Annotated in this window: 14 protein-coding genes; 9 read left to right on the forward strand and 5 right to left on the reverse strand. The window is 46.3% G+C overall.

Features of this window, described 5'->3' with window-relative positions; translation table 11 throughout:
• Both DW800_RS03340 and DW800_RS03345 read right to left on the reverse strand, forming a co-directional pair.
• The gene (locus DW800_RS03340; RefSeq protein WP_005832420.1) at positions 1–690 is read right to left on the reverse strand and encodes a Crp/Fnr family transcriptional regulator; all 690 of its coding nucleotides are present in this window, start codon (positions 688–690) and stop codon (positions 1–3) included.
• Positions 691–742: 52 nt separating this feature from the next.
• Positions 743–1,381 carry a Crp/Fnr family transcriptional regulator gene (locus DW800_RS03345; protein ID WP_005832417.1) on the reverse strand — a complete coding sequence of 213 codons (639 nt, stop codon included), beginning with the start codon at positions 1,379–1,381 and terminating at the stop codon, positions 743–745.
• A 182-nt stretch (positions 1,382–1,563) separates the two neighbouring features.
• Between DW800_RS03345 and hcp the strand changes: the two genes are divergently transcribed.
• Positions 1,564–3,213, forward strand: a complete 1,650-nt coding sequence (gene hcp / locus DW800_RS03350; RefSeq protein WP_005832415.1) for a hydroxylamine reductase — start codon at positions 1,564–1,566, stop codon at positions 3,211–3,213.
• A gap of 35 nt (positions 3,214–3,248) precedes the next feature.
• Here the strand turns inward: hcp and DW800_RS03355 are convergent, their stop codons facing one another.
• Positions 3,249–4,124: a PfkB family carbohydrate kinase gene (locus DW800_RS03355; protein ID WP_005832412.1), complete on the reverse strand. Its 876-nt coding sequence runs from the start codon at positions 4,122–4,124 to the stop codon at positions 3,249–3,251.
• 144 nt (positions 4,125–4,268) lie between these two features.
• Here DW800_RS03355 and DW800_RS03360 point away from each other — a divergent pair, with 144 nt between their 5' ends.
• The gene (locus tag DW800_RS03360; RefSeq protein ID WP_005832409.1) at positions 4,269–5,327 is read left to right on the forward strand and encodes an MBL fold metallo-hydrolase; all 1,059 of its coding nucleotides are present in this window, start codon (positions 4,269–4,271) and stop codon (positions 5,325–5,327) included.
• Between the two features lie 75 nt (positions 5,328–5,402).
• Complete coding sequence (locus tag DW800_RS03365; RefSeq protein WP_005832407.1) at positions 5,403–6,236, forward strand: DNA-formamidopyrimidine glycosylase family protein; 834 nt, start codon at positions 5,403–5,405, stop codon at positions 6,234–6,236.
• A gap of 179 nt (positions 6,237–6,415) precedes the next feature.
• On the opposite strand, the gene DW800_RS03370 is transcribed toward DW800_RS03365, so the two are convergent.
• Both DW800_RS03370 and DW800_RS03375 read right to left on the reverse strand, forming a co-directional pair.
• Entirely contained in the window at positions 6,416–6,991 is a 576-nt protein-coding gene (locus DW800_RS03370; protein WP_008664890.1) for a DUF4251 domain-containing protein, read from the reverse strand.
• A 125-nt stretch (positions 6,992–7,116) separates the two neighbouring features.
• Positions 7,117–7,842, reverse strand: coding sequence for an RDD family protein (locus tag DW800_RS03375; RefSeq protein WP_117703171.1), 726 nt, complete (start codon positions 7,840–7,842; stop codon positions 7,117–7,119).
• Positions 7,843–7,942: 100 nt separating this feature from the next.
• On the opposite strand from DW800_RS03375, the gene DW800_RS03380 reads away from it, so the two are divergent.
• From DW800_RS03380 to DW800_RS03405, 6 genes are read left to right on the forward strand one after another with little or no spacing between them, the layout of a single operon-like run.
• Complete coding sequence (locus tag DW800_RS03380) at positions 7,943–8,905, forward strand: stage II sporulation protein M (protein WP_005832397.1); 963 nt, start codon at positions 7,943–7,945, stop codon at positions 8,903–8,905.
• Positions 8,886–9,830 (forward strand): hypothetical protein, encoded by a 945-nt coding sequence (locus tag DW800_RS03385; protein WP_005832395.1) that lies wholly within the window; start codon positions 8,886–8,888, stop codon positions 9,828–9,830. Before DW800_RS03380 ends, DW800_RS03385 begins: the two co-directional genes overlap by 20 nt.
• Positions 9,831–9,839: 9 nt before the next feature.
• Complete coding sequence (locus DW800_RS03390) at positions 9,840–10,454, forward strand: DUF4129 domain-containing protein (RefSeq protein WP_009038199.1); 615 nt, start codon at positions 9,840–9,842, stop codon at positions 10,452–10,454.
• Positions 10,451–11,674 (forward strand): DUF4350 domain-containing protein, encoded by a 1,224-nt coding sequence (locus tag DW800_RS03395; protein WP_117703170.1) that lies wholly within the window; start codon positions 10,451–10,453, stop codon positions 11,672–11,674. Before DW800_RS03390 ends, DW800_RS03395 begins: the two co-directional genes overlap by 4 nt.
• Positions 11,675–11,685: 11 nt before the next feature.
• Positions 11,686–12,660: an AAA family ATPase gene (locus DW800_RS03400; protein ID WP_022402023.1), complete on the forward strand. Its 975-nt coding sequence runs from the start codon at positions 11,686–11,688 to the stop codon at positions 12,658–12,660.
• Positions 12,657–13,967 (forward strand): DUF58 domain-containing protein, encoded by a 1,311-nt coding sequence (locus tag DW800_RS03405; protein WP_117703169.1) that lies wholly within the window; start codon positions 12,657–12,659, stop codon positions 13,965–13,967. Before DW800_RS03400 ends, DW800_RS03405 begins: the two co-directional genes overlap by 4 nt.
• Positions 13,968–14,070: the final 103 nt, after the last annotated feature.

Here is a 14,070-nt window from a genome sequence, read left to right on the forward strand (position 1 = left end):
TTAGATATACTCTTTCAGAGCTGCTTCATTCAATACCTCAATTTTCTTACCCGTCATTAGGATAATACCTTCTTTGGTCATCTTATTGATTTCCTTTGAAAGTGCCGGGCGGGTTACATTGAGGTATTCTGCCAGCTCAGATTGGGTATGCGCAATGGTGATGCTGGTAGAGTTGGAAATTCTGTTTTCAAACAGATAGACGACAAACCTTTCGCGGACTGTTTTGCGGGAAAGGGTTTTTAATCGCGAAACCGTGCAGGCATTGCAATTTCCCGTTATGCAAAGGAAGTTGTGCAGCACTTTGGGATCCTGGCTGATAAGCTTGAAGGTGGATTCTTTGGTGGCAGTGAATAGGATACAGTCTTCAATGGCAGTAAAAGTTGCCGGCAGTGTGGTGTTGCTGCCGAAGAGATGGGGAGTGGCAAAGGCCCGGGGGGCAACGATGTATTCTACCATAACTTTATTGCCCAGACCGTCTATAATATCTACACGCAATTTACCTTCCAATAGTATATATAGCTTCTTGCAGGGGGTGCCTTGCCGGGCAACTATATCTTTCTTGTCTATAGAATAGACTGAATATTCCAGTTTCTCAAGCAGCGATTGCTTGATATTATGTGGCAAATCCCTTAGTAGAGGGATTTGGAACAACAACTGTTCGTACTTTTCATCCAGTAGAATCTTTTCCATAGCTTTTTATTCTTGGACAAAGGTAAGAATAATATATAAGTGCGGACGTTTTTTATAAATACTTTTGGGCGGAGACTGCATTTATCCGCATTTCCTTCTCTTCCATTCGGATGCACCCTTCGCTTGCCAGTTCCGATAAGGCACGTGCCAGCGAGGGACGCGCCACTCCCAGTATTTGTGCCACTTCCTGCTGGTTGAGTATCGTGCCATGCATGCGTAGATAGTTCAGTATACGCGATTTCAGACTTTGTAGGGCAAAGGCATTTAGCTTTTTGGAGAGAAATAGGGTTCTGTCCGATACCAGTTGCAGAAAGTTGCGCATCACAGCGGGGTGTTGATGCAGGAATTCCAGGAAAATGTTCTTGTTTATAACGAGTATCTCACATTTCTCTTTAGCTTCGATATTTACCGGGAAGCGGTTTTCGGAGGCAAAGACAAAAGCCGGGGCAAGCAGTTGCGGGGCTTTCAGCGTTTCGATGGTGAGTTGCTTCCCCTCCGCACTGACCATTTGGGTACGCACACTGCCGTTGCACAATATGAATAGAGAACGATATGCTTCTCCCTGCATGGCAATGAAGTCAGCAGGTTTGTATTGCCTGTGTGCATGTTCGGGTGCCAGGATGAGGGATAATAACTCTTCTTCTGTTATGTCTTGGAAAGGAGGCATTTCCAATAATGTATGGATTTCCATTCTTTTTTTACTTTTTTGTGATTCGATGTAACATTCGTGACAGTTTGTGCGTTGTAGAACTCTCATCTTTGCACAAAGATAATGCAAATCGAATGCAATAGAACATAAGCCTGCTTATTTTTATTGCTGAGGTGCTGCTTATCTTATCAAAAGATTATGCAAACTTTTAAATGAATAGGAATATGGAACCAAACATGTTTTGTTATCAATGTCAGGAGACAGCCAAAGGAACCGGCTGTATATTGAAAGGTGTATGTGGAAAAGAAAGTCATACGGCTCAAGCTATGGACTTGTTACTGTTTGTAGTCAGGGGTATCTCTGTTGTTGCCGATACATTACGCAAGGCAGATTCTCCAGTCTCTGAAGAAGTGAATATTTTTGTGACGGATGCTTTGTTTTGTACTATCACGAATGCGAATTTCGATGATGAAAGCATCTTGAAACGGGTGGATAGGGGACTTGCTTTGCGTAATGGATTGATTCAAGAGGCCAAGCACAACAAAGTGTTCCTACCCCAAGTAGATGAACTGACTTGGCAGGGAACGCGTGACGACTATGCCGAGAAAGCGAAGACAGTAGGTGTTCTGCGTGAACAGAATGAAGACCTCCGTTCGTTGAAAGAATTGCTTGTCTATGGTTTGAAAGGTATGGCAGCTTATCTGGAGCATGCTATGCGCTTGGGATTCAATGATGATACAGTTCATGTTTTCATGCAGCGTGCACTGGCTACCATTGCGGTTGAGTCTCTATCGGCAGAGGAATGGGTGAAGCTGGTTCTCGAAGCTGGTGAGTTCGGAGTAAAGACAATGGCTCTACTGGATGCTGCCAATACCGGTACTTACGGTAATCCCGAAATTACAAAGGTGAATATCGGTGTGAAGAATCGTCCGGGAATTTTGATTAGCGGCCATGACTTGAAGGATATGGAAGAATTATTGAGACAGACAGAAGGTACGGGGATAGACGTCTATACACATGGTGAAATGCTGCCTGCCCACTATTATCCTGCTTTCAAGAAATATTCTCATTTTGTAGGCAACTATGGCAATGCCTGGTGGAAACAGCGTGAAGAATTCACTTCCTTCAACGGACCGATTCTGTTTACCACCAACTGCATCGTTCCTCCTTTGGCTAATGCAGTGTATAAAGAGCGTATGTTCATCACCAACTCTACCGGTTATCCGGGTTGCAAGTATATTGATAAGGATGCGGAAGGCAGGAAAGACTTCTCTGAAATCATAGAGATTGCCAAACAATGCCAGCCGCCGGTGGAGATAGAGCATGGAGAGATTATCGGTGGTTTTGCCCATAACCAGGTACTGCAACTGGCAGACAAGGTGGTAGATGCCGTGAAGACCGGAGCCATACGCCGCTTTATCGTAATGGCAGGCTGTGACGGACGTATGAAGAGCCGCGATTACTATACGGAGTTTGCCAAAGCCTTGCCGCAAGATACCGTTATCCTGACCGCAGGTTGTGCCAAATACCGCTATAATAAACTTGGTTTGGGAGACATCAACGGCATTCCCCGTGTATTGGATGCCGGACAGTGCAATGACAGTTATTCACTGGCCGTGATAGCCATGAAGCTGAAAGAAGTATTCCGGCTGAATGACATCAACGAACTTCCCATTGTCTACAACATAGCATGGTACGAACAGAAGGCGGTTATTGTATTGTTGGCATTACTGAGTCTCGGGGTGAAGGATATTCACTTAGGCCCCACATTGCCCGCTTTCCTTTCTCCGAATGTTGTGAAGGTACTGGTTGATATGTTTCATATCGCAGGTATCGGTAGTGTGGAAGATGATTTGAAAAAATTCGGATTATAAATAAAGATGGTAGGGTGTTATATCACCCTATCACTTTATCCTTTTATCACGTTATTTATCGCTTCTTCCGTTCCGCAGAATGGCCCGTGTGATTGTAGTTTTATGGTGCACATGGCGGCAGCAAAGCATCCCGCTTCCCGGTGGGATGCACCTTTGTTGCGCATATACAGATACCCCACCATATAGGTGTCTCCACATCCTGTTGCATCTGTAATCTGAAGGGCAGGATAGGCGGGGATTTCGTGAAATTCTCCTTGGGCATATATCAGCGAACCTTTATCTCCCAGGGTCAGCAGCACTTCCTTGACGCCCCAGTCTGCAATCAGCAATGCGGCTTCGTGCGGTTCACTGCATCCGGTCAGTACTTCCATTTCAGCTTCGTTGGCTTTCAGAATATGGATATACTTCAATGCTTCTTTCTTTTCCGGCCAGTCTACTGCCAGCACTTTTTCATTATCCACTTTGCGGAGAAATCCCTGCACATCTACCGAGAGGAGTCCCTTTCCGGACAAGAACTTGATGACCTCCAAAGAGAAGTCGTCGGCAAGCAGACTGCCCAAGTGGATAATCCGTGCATCGGTATCTTTCAAACCTTCCACGGTGAAAGGGTCTGCTTTTGCCGTGACACGTTGTGTACGTTCGTTCTGGTTTTCTCCATAAATATTCTCGAAACAGACGGAATGTGTGCTGTGCAAGGCTTTGACGGAAATACCTTCTTTCCGAATGTCTTCCACAATGCCCATGTCAGTATCAGCCAAAGCTGTTACCAATAAAAAATCGTTAGCATTCAAGTGCTTGATGGCATGTGCGAAGTAGAAGGAGGTGCCTCCCGGCATATATATGGTATTTTTAGGGGTTACGACTTTATCTTGGGTAATATAACCGATGCAACATAGACTGTGTGTGTTCATTTCTTTGTTGGCTTTTTATTGCTTTATTGTATTGATTCCGTAAATTGGGCGCGAAGATAGTGATTTAATAACAATTCGACTATATTTGCAGCTGTAAATGTAGCCTCATTGAATATGAATTCATTAAAAACGAAAAGAGTACGTATGATAGTTGGCATTATAGTGGGTATTGTGGCTGTTGCGGTCATAGTGGGATTCGTTTTTGTCAATCAGCCGAGTTTCGGGAGGGCTCCTCAAGGAGAACGGTTGGAGAGGATTAAGAAGTCGCCTCATTACAAAGACGGAGAATTCCGGAATCTGCACAGTACGATGATGATGACTTCCCAAAAGGGACGTTTGGGAGCTTTCTGGGGATTCTTGTTTAAGCAAGAAACCGATTTACGTCCTGAAAAAGAGATTCCGGTTATAAAGACGGACCTCAGCAAGATAAGCAAGGACGAGAATGTATTGGTATGGTTCGGACATTCATCCTATTTTATCCAGATAGACGGAAAGCGTATACTGGTAGACCCCGTATTTTGTGGGGCTTCTCCGGTTTCGTTTGTAAACAAGCCGTTCAAGGGGGCGGATGCCTACAAGCCTGCCGATATGCCGGAGATTGACTATCTGGTGATATCACATGACCATTGGGATCATCTGGATTATGAAACGGTGATGCAGCTGAAAAATCGGGTAGATAAGGTGGTCTGTCCTTTGGGGGTAGGTGAACATTTCGAGTATTGGGGATTTGAGAAATCATCCCTGGTTGAGCTGGATTGGTTTGAAGATACTGTACTGGATAAGGGATTTCTGCTTCATTGCTTGCCCGCCCGGCATTTTTCGGGCCGCTCGTTGAAAGCGAATCAGGCACTATGGGCCTCTTTCCTTATCGAAACCCCTTCGCAGAAGATTTATATGGGCGGTGATAGTGGATATGATACGCATTTTGCCGAAATAGGCAAGCAATATCCTGGCATTGACCTTGCCATATTGGAGAATGGGCAGTATAACGAAGATTGGAAATATATCCATACCATGCCCCAATATTTGGGACAAGTGGCCAGGGACTTGAATGCGGAAAAGATTCTGACTGTCCATCATTCCAAATATGCTTTGGCTAGACACCGCTGGGACGAACCGTTGAAGAATGCCATGAATCTGAAAGAGAAAGACTCTTTGAACGTGTTGATGCCTATTATAGGGGAAGTGGTCCGGTTAAAATAATGAACGATATTGATTAGCTATTGACGAGTTATTAACGGAAATATATATCCCTATCGAAAATAAAAGTAAGATAATATGTTGGAATTACCCGAAGTTATCACCCTGAGCAAACAAGTGAACAACGCCTTGAGCGGTAAAACAATCACGCAGGTATTCAATGCCACCAAACCGCATAAGTTTACGTTCTATAACGGCAATCCGTCGGAGTATGGTAAACTGCTCGTAGGCAAAACCATCCTTTCATCCGAAGGATATGGCATGTTTGTCAATTTCAATCTTTCGGATAATGTGATCATGAATATAGGCGACGGAGTCAGTGTCCGTTATTACAATGCGGGAGATAAGATTCCTGCCAATTACCAGTTGTTGCTGACGTTTAATGATGATTCATTCCTTGTCTTCACGGTTGTAATGTATGGTTTTATCAATGTTTATCCTGATAGCTATATCGACAATAAGTACTATAAATTGAGTCGGGAAAGCATTTCGCCGTTGAGCGATAAATACACCGAAGCGGAATTTGAGAAACTCGTTGCCGAAGCAAAGAAGACCCTCTCTGCTAAAGCTCTATTAGCAACCAATCAGCGTATTCCCGGTGTAGGTAACGGCGTAACGCAGGATATTCTGTTCAATGCACGGATAAATCCCAAACAGAAAGTGCTACTTCTGTCGGATAATCAGAAAGACGTTCTTTTTAATGCTCTAAAAGAAACATTGGTGGATATGACGTTCGAGGGCGGACGCGATACGCAAACAGATCTTTATGGCAACGCCGGAGGTTACAAAACCATTCTTTCTGCCAAAACATGGAAGAATCCTTGTCTCCGTTGTGGCAGTACCATCATAAAAGAGGCTTATATGGGTGGTTCGGTATATTATTGCCCAACGTGTCAACAGATAAAAGAATAAATGTCCACATTCTGTTAGCTCCCTTTATGTACGATGCAAGGAATTAATATTCTGTATAACAGTTTATTAATTCCTTGTATCGCATTCTGTTAATATCGTGTCTACACGATATTCGTATCCTGCGAACACGATATGAATATCTTCTTTTCTTTATACTTTGTACGGACAAAAGGGGTGTTTTATAAAGCCCGCCCTTTGTAAACGTTTGACTGGGACAATGGAACCAGGACTCCGTTCAGCGTCAGGGTATTCGAATTGAAGTTCGGGCTGATTCTTGCCGATGCATTATTGCCGCCGTTGGTCAGTGTGATATACACTTGTGCGGATATTCCGATGCCTTGTACGCTGAAGCTGCAATTCACGTTTCCCTTTTTGTCGGTCGTGATTTTCATTTCCTTTCTGCTGCCGTCCACTGTGATGCCGCCTATTCCGTTGGGGCCTGCAAGGGCATTGTTGGCAGCTATTTGTACGGATGCGTGTTCACCGTCCATCAGAACGAAGTTTGTTGTCGATGAAACAAATGCGCTCCGTCCTCTCTTGAACACCAGCTGGTCTGCTTCCAATACAAACTTGCCCTCTTTCAATGCCTGGACGGCAATGGCATAGTTCCTTTCATTTTCCGCTTTTTCGCGTGCTTTCTGGGCTTCGCGTTGGGCTTTACGCTCTGCTTGGCGTGTTTCGCTGCTACTCTGTGCATACATCAGGGTCGATGCACTTACCAACACCAGTGTGATTAATGTAATGATTCGTTTCATAATTGTTCTTTGTTATTTAGTTAAGACCTTCTGGTTAATTAACAAATGAAAAACCAAAAAGATGCAGCTTGAATCTTAAATAAGCGTAAGACTTAACACTTCTTTGGTTTTGTTGGAAGTTCGTATTAAATTTCTTCCAAGGCATAATACTGGTAATCCCGGAGAATGGTCTGAAGAAAGTTTTCCGGGTTACTGTCATGAGGAGTGATGGAGAGAAGTTCCTGCACTTTTTTCGCAAGGGAGGCAATGCGGCGTGTACGGTCTTTCTTACCCGATTGCAGGGTCCGGGTAATGACGTTGATTTGCTCCAATGACAAGTCGGAAGCTTGTGGATAGGTAGGTCGGTAGTCTTTGGTCAGGTAGTCGAACTCATCGAGGCTGACGTGTATCTTGCGGTAATTCTTTTCCTTGATTACCATGGTGCCGGCGGCAAGGTCTCCCATTCGCTGGCTGTTTTGGGTCAAAAGGACGACCAGAAGTCCCAGACCACCGGTCACCGGTCCGTCGATAGGGAAGAGAAGCCATCGGAGCAGGTACGAGCCTATGCCGGGCGTGGAGCCGTCTGCCTTTACGACACGAATGTTCATCAGCCGCTTGCCGAAACTTTGTCCCTGGTTGAACATTTCGCAGAGAAATGCATAAAGCAAGACTGGCAGGTAGACAATGGTAAAAAAGAAAAGCATCGTGAAATCAGAGGGTAGATGAATCCGTGAAAACAAGGCCAAAGTAGAAAATACATAGAATCCGAGCAGAATATAATCTATGGCCAGTGCAATGAGCCGCTCACCGATACTGGCAGGCGTTTGACTGATGCGGACAAATTGTCCGGTGATAATTGTAGATTCTGCCATTCCTGATAAAACATTTTTAGTATTTCATTGCAAATATATCATTATTCTCTTATTTTTGTTACCTATTTCAGACAAAACTTCTCTGAAATAGTCATGGGGTATGAAAGAAGTGACGTTTATCCGGCAGAACATCGAAAAATGGAAACGAGCAGAAACAATGGTGGAGCAGGCGGAAAGTCTGTCTCCCGATGAACTTGCCGACGCATATACGGAGCTTACGGCAGATCTGGCTTTTGCCCAAACGCATTTCCCCGCTTCCCGCATCACTATCTATCTGAACAATCTTGCCTCGGCATTGCACAACCGCATTTATAGAAACAAGCGCGAGAAATGGTCAAGAATTATCACCTACTGGACCCGTGAAGTGCCTTCGGCCATGCACGATGCACGCCGTGAGCTGGTGGCTTCCTTCATTATATTTGTGGTCAGCGCATTGATAGGAGTGGTATCCGCTGCCGGAGACCCCGATTTTGTGCGTTTGATTTTAGGAAACTCCTATGTGGATATGACTTTGAACAATATCGCTAATGGTGAACCTATGGCTGTATATAACGGTTCCTCCGAGTTCCCCATGTTTCTGAGTATCACGCTGAACAATATCATGGTCTCCTTCAACTGCTTTGCCATGGGGTTGCTGACCAGTTTTGGCACCGGATACATGCTCCTTAACAATGGTATCATGATAGGGGCTTTCCAAACCTTCTTTTATCAGCACGACTTGCTTTGGGAGTCCTTCCTTGCCATTTGGCTGCACGGGACACTCGAAATCTGGGCGATTATTGTAGCCGGTGCCGCCGGTCTTGCCCTGGGCAACGGATGGCTCTTTCCCGGAACCTATTCAAGGCTGGAATCTTTCAAACGGGGAGCCAAAAAAGGACTGAAAATAGTGGTGGGTACGGTACCCGTATTCATCATGGCAGGATTTATAGAAGGATTCGTTACCCGCCATACCGAACTTCCGGATGCTTTGAGGTTCGGCTTTATTCTACTCTCTTTGTCGTTTATCTTTTTTTATTATATTTATTTACCTAACAGAAAGAAGCATGGAAGCACAGAAACCTAAAATCGCACTGTATGTACAACGTTCTTTTGGAGAGAAACTAACTGCTACCTTTGATTTTATCAAAGAGAATTGGAAGCCGTTGATGAAATTCACCACATATCTGATGTTGCCGCTTTGTCTGCTTCAGGGACTGAGCCTGAACGGGCTGATGAGCGGTACAATGGCTCTGGGTGATATGACCGGAGGCTCGTTCGACTCTTCTGTTGTCGGAGCGTCCATCATGGCACTGGTGACTTATTACAGTCTGTATGCCGTTCTCTATCTGCTAGGAACTGTCATGCTGACCTCTTTGGTCTACGCATTGGTCCGTACTTACAATGAACGGGAAGAACGCTTGGAGGGAGTGACGTTAGGGATGCTGAAGCCCTTGTTGTTCCGTAATGTCAGAAGGGTATTTCTGATAATGATTATCGGTGTGCTTTTGGTGCTGTTTGTAGGGCTTATTGTTGGTTTTATAGCCACCGTCATTCCGTTCATGGCGATTGCGTTCTTGTTCGTTCTGCTCGTTGTGGTGGTGTCTGTGCCACTTGCTATTTGGGCTCCAGTCTATCTGTTCGAAGATATCTATATCATAGATGCCTTGAAGAAGGCCTACCGACTGGGTTTCGCTACCTGGGGAGGTATCGTACTGATTTCCATTGTTATGGGATTCATCGCCGCCATCTTGCAGGGAGTGACGATGATTCCATGGTATATCGGGACTATTGTGAAATATATCTTTGCAATGACTGATGCAGGTGGCGGTGCCACTGTATCGGCAGCCTATAGCTTTGTGCTTTATCTGCTGGCGGTGGTCCAGGCATTCGGCGTTTATATGTCCATGATTTTCTCATTGCTGGGACTGGCTTATCAATACGGTCATGCTTCGGAAAAGATAGATTATGTGATGGTGGAGAGTGATATTGACAATTTTGATAAACTCTGATAACGGACTATGAATATGGCTCCGGCTGATACACTGGTTTGTGATACTGCACAGGTTGCCGCTTGGCAGTCTGACCCGGCGTTTGCTTACAGTCGTGAGTTGATAGCTCCCGAAATTAATGTACTTGAGTGGTTCAGCAGATGGTTCGGCAAGCTGCTGGACAAGATATTCGGGAATACGTTGGTGGCAGAATATTCGGAGGTCGTATTGATATGCATTGCCGTTCTTATCCTGGTATTGGTCATTTGGTTTGTGTACAAGAAGCGTCCGGAACTGTTCATGCGTTCGCGCAAGAGTACCCTGCCCTATACAGTGGGGGAGGACACCATCTATGGAGTGGATTTTGCGGAAAGAATTGCCGATGCGCTTGCCCGGACGGATTATCGGGAGGCGGTGCGTTTGCTCTATCTGCAGACGCTGAAACAGCTCAGCGATGGAAAACGTATAGACTGGCAGTTATATAAAACGCCAACACAATATATCTATGAAGTCCGTCTGCCAGCTTTCCGCCAAATGACCAACCATTTTCTACGAGTACGTTACGGAAATTTTGAAGCGACCGAAACTTTGTTCCATGCGATGCGGGATTTGCAGAAAGAAGTGGAGAAAGGAGGGGCGGCATGAAGGGGAACCATTGGTTTATAGCCGGTATCATTGTTTTTCTGGTGTTGATGTTTGCGATAGAGTGCCGTCTGCCAAAGAAGTTTGTCTGGAACCCTACGTTCAGCCATTATGACAAGCAACCGTTCGGCTGTGCCGTGTTCGATAGCCTGCTGTCTTCATCGTTGCCGAAGGGATATTCGTTGTCGAGAAAGACTTTTTATGAACTGGAGCAGGAAGATACGACGCTCCGCCGCGGAATACTGGTTGTTACCGATAACCTGCATTTGACGGATGTAGATGTGGAGGCGATGTTGAAGATGGCGGGACGGGGAGACCGGATTATGCTGGTGGGGAGCTCTTTCAGCCGTATTTTGAAAGATACGCTGGGATTTGAGTGCAGCTATTCCTATTTCAGTCCGTCGGCTTTGAAAAAATATGCCACTGCATTGCTTTCGAAAGACAGTTTGTGCTGGGTGGGGGATTCGGCGGTTTATCCGCAGCAGACTTTCTGTTTCTATCCCCAACTTTGTCAGTCTTATTTCTTTGCAGATTCCATTTCTAGTAAAGTGTTGGCGGAAAAAACTGTTACCGGAGAAGCTGCTCATCCGGTTGCCATGTCGGTTTCTTGGGGAAAGGGGGAAGTTATACTGGCTTCCACTCCCCTGCTTTTTACGAACTATGGTGTGCTGGATGGGAAGAATGCGGCTTATCTTTTTCGTATATTGTCCCAGATGGGTGGATTTCCCATTGTCCGTACCGAAGGCTATATGAAAGAAACAGCCCAGGTACAGATGTCTCCTTTTCGCTATTTCCTTTCGCAGCCGCCGCTTCGCTGGGCATTGTACTTGAGTATGGTTTCCATCCTGCTCTTTATGATATTTACAGCCCGCAGGAAGCAGCGCGCCATTCCGGTTATCCGCGAACCGGAAAATAAGTCTTTGGAGTTTGCAGAGTTGATAGGTACTCTTTATTATCAGAAGAAGGACCATGCTGACTTAGTCCGCAAGAAATATCTCTATTTTGCGGAGGAACTGAGGAGGGAAATACAAGTGGATGTGGAGGAAGTGGCAGAGGATGAGCGCTCTTTCGGCAGGATTGCCCGGAAGACGGGTATGGAAGCGGGGGAAATAGCCGTGTTCATCCGCGAGGTGAGGCCGGTGGTGTACGGAGGGCGCAGCATCTCTGAGAAGGAGATGAAACGGCTTGTCGATAAAATGAATGAAATAATCAATCATATATAAAGAAGATATTTATGGAAGAGAACACAGAAAAACGGGTGGACTTGACTCTCTTTTCCGAGAAGATACAAGCGTTGAAGGACCGGATTGCTACGGTCATAGTGGGGCAGGAGCAGATAGTGGACCTGGTACTGACGGCTGTCCTGGCAAACGGCCATGTGTTGCTGGAGGGAGTGCCGGGGGTGGCAAAGACACTGCTTGCCCGTCTAGTGGCACGCTTGATTAAGGCGGACTTCAGCCGCATTCAGTTTACTCCGGACTTGATGCCGAGTGATGTGTTGGGTACTACGGTCTTCAACATGAAAACCAATGACTTTGGCTTTCATCAAGGACCGGTGTTTGCCGACCTCGTGCTGGTGGACGAGATAAACCGCGCTCCCGCCAAGACGCAGGCAGCCTTGTTCGAGGTTATGGAAGAACGGCAGGTCAGCATTGACGGTACCACGCATCAGATGGGAGAACTCTATACGATTCTGGCAACCCAGAATCCGGTGGAGCAGGAGGGGACTTATAAGTTGCCTGAAGCGCAACTGGACCGCTTCCTGATGAAAATAACCATGGGATATCCCTCATTGGAGGAGGAGGTGGACATCCTGGAGCGCCACCACGCCAATGCTTCGTTGGTGAAGTTGGAGAGCCTGACGCCCGTGCTCACAAAAGAAGAACTGCTTTCGTTGCGCAGGCTGATGGAACACGTGTTTGTAGACCGCACGCTGCTTCAGTACATCGCGTTGATTGTACAGCAGACGCGTACCAGCAAGGCTGTATATTTAGGAGCTTCTCCGCGTGCGTCCGTGGCAATGATGCAGGCCTCCAAGGCATATGCACTGTTGCAGGGACGTGACTTTGTGACACCGGAGGATATTAAGTTCGTTGCTCCGTATGTGCTTCAGCATCGCTTGATATTGACAGCGGAAGCCGAGATGGAAGGCTATTCGCCGGTAAAGGTGACGCAACGTCTGATTGATAAGGTGGAAGTGCCGAAGTGAGACTGGGCCGCCGATTCTATATTGCTCTTGTTCTGATAGTCCTGCTGACGGGTATCGGGTACGTCTTTGCTCCATTCTTTGCAATCGGGCAGTGGGCGCTTTTTGTTTTGGCGGTGTCGGCGTTGGTGGATGGGGTGATGCTCTATCGTATTCGCGGCATCCGGGCATTCCGCCAGTGTGCTACCCGCTTCTCCAACGGAGATGAAAACACCGTGAACATACGTGTGGAGAGCAGTTATCCGCATCCGGTGGCTGTGGAAGTGGTGGATGAGATTCCTTTTGCATTCCAGTTGCGGAATATTGATTTCCGGATGAGGCTTCAGGCGAATGAGGGCAGGACGATTACGTATCATCTGCGTCCTACGCGGCGGGGGATTTACTCTTTCGGACGGATTCGGGTGTTTGTGGCAGGCAGAATGGGATTGCTTTTCCGCAGATATACTTGCGATGCTCCGCTGGATGTCAAGGTATATCCGTCCTATCTGATGCTCCATCGGTATGAGTTGCTTGCTATCAGCGACAACTTGACGGAATTGGGCATCAAACGTATCCGCAGGGTGGGGCATCATACGGAGTTCGAACAGATAAAGGAGTATGTGAAAGGCGACGATTACCGCACGATAAACTGGAAAGCAAGCGCCCGGAGGCACGAACTTATGGTAAATGTCTATCAAGACGAGCGTTCCCGGCAAATCTATAACGTGATAGACAAGGGGCGGATTATGCAGCAGGCATTTCGCGGGATGACCTTGCTGGACTATGCTATTAATGCCTCCCTGGTTCTTTCGTACGTTGTCATGCGGAAGGAGGATAAAGCCGGACTGGTAACGTTTAATGAGCACTTTGATACATTTATCCCCGTCTCCCGACAGCCCGGACAAATGCAGGCGTTATTGGAGAACCTTTACAGCCAGCAGACTACTTTTGGGGAGACCGACTTTTCCTCATTGTGCGTACATTTGAACAAGCGCGTCAACAAACGCAGTCTTTTGGTGCTGTATACCAATTTTTCCGGCATCGGCAGCTTGAATCGCCAGTTGGCTTATTTGCAGCAGTTGAACCGCCAGCACCGGTTGCTGGTCATCTTCTTCGAAGATGCCGCTCTGAAAGAGTACGTCGCCACTCCTGCGAGGGATACGGAAGGGTATTACCGCCATGTCATTGCCGAGAAATTTGTATTCGAGAAACGGCTGATAGTCTCCACCTTGAAGCAGCACGGCATCAGTGCTGTGCTAACTACACCGGAAAATCTTTCTGTGGACGTGATAAACAAGTATCTGGAGATGAAGTCACGTAGCCAGATATAAAAACAGTAACTAAGGTTATATAATCCGTAATAAGGGTAGTGAAGATGTCTGGATTTTCCTCTAATTTTGTAATTGGTATATTGTGAAGGTGTGGAAAACATAT

This window comes from Bacteroides sp. AM32-11AC, from assembly GCF_003603515.1.
GTDB lineage: Bacteria > Bacteroidota > Bacteroidia > Bacteroidales > Bacteroidaceae > Bacteroides > Bacteroides uniformis.

Excerpts from the sequence above, each read along its gene's own strand:
- DW800_RS03355 (WP_005832412.1), bottom strand. The coding sequence starts at position 4,124 with ATGAACACACACAGTCTATGTTGCATCGGTTATATTACCCAAGATAAA.
- DW800_RS03340 (WP_005832420.1), bottom strand. The coding sequence starts at position 690 with ATGGAAAAGATTCTACTGGATGAAAAGTACGAACAGTTGTTGTTCCAA.
- hcp (WP_005832415.1), top strand. The coding sequence starts at position 1,564 with ATGGAACCAAACATGTTTTGTTATCAATGTCAGGAGACAGCCAAAGGA.
- DW800_RS03390 (WP_009038199.1), top strand. The coding sequence starts at position 9,840 with ATGAATATGGCTCCGGCTGATACACTGGTTTGTGATACTGCACAGGTT.
- DW800_RS03380 (WP_005832397.1), top strand. The coding sequence starts at position 7,943 with ATGAAAGAAGTGACGTTTATCCGGCAGAACATCGAAAAATGGAAACGA.
- DW800_RS03385 (WP_005832395.1), top strand. The coding sequence starts at position 8,886 with ATGGAAGCACAGAAACCTAAAATCGCACTGTATGTACAACGTTCTTTT.
- DW800_RS03370 (WP_008664890.1), bottom strand. The coding sequence starts at position 6,991 with ATGAAACGAATCATTACATTAATCACACTGGTGTTGGTAAGTGCATCG.
- DW800_RS03395 (WP_117703170.1), top strand. The coding sequence starts at position 10,451 with ATGAAGGGGAACCATTGGTTTATAGCCGGTATCATTGTTTTTCTGGTG.
- DW800_RS03365 (WP_005832407.1), top strand. The coding sequence starts at position 5,403 with ATGTTGGAATTACCCGAAGTTATCACCCTGAGCAAACAAGTGAACAAC.
- DW800_RS03345 (WP_005832417.1), bottom strand. The coding sequence starts at position 1,381 with ATGGAAATCCATACATTATTGGAAATGCCTCCTTTCCAAGACATAACA.
- DW800_RS03360 (WP_005832409.1), top strand. The coding sequence starts at position 4,269 with ATGATAGTTGGCATTATAGTGGGTATTGTGGCTGTTGCGGTCATAGTG.
- DW800_RS03400 (WP_022402023.1), top strand. The coding sequence starts at position 11,686 with ATGGAAGAGAACACAGAAAAACGGGTGGACTTGACTCTCTTTTCCGAG.
- DW800_RS03375 (WP_117703171.1), bottom strand. The coding sequence starts at position 7,842 with ATGGCAGAATCTACAATTATCACCGGACAATTTGTCCGCATCAGTCAA.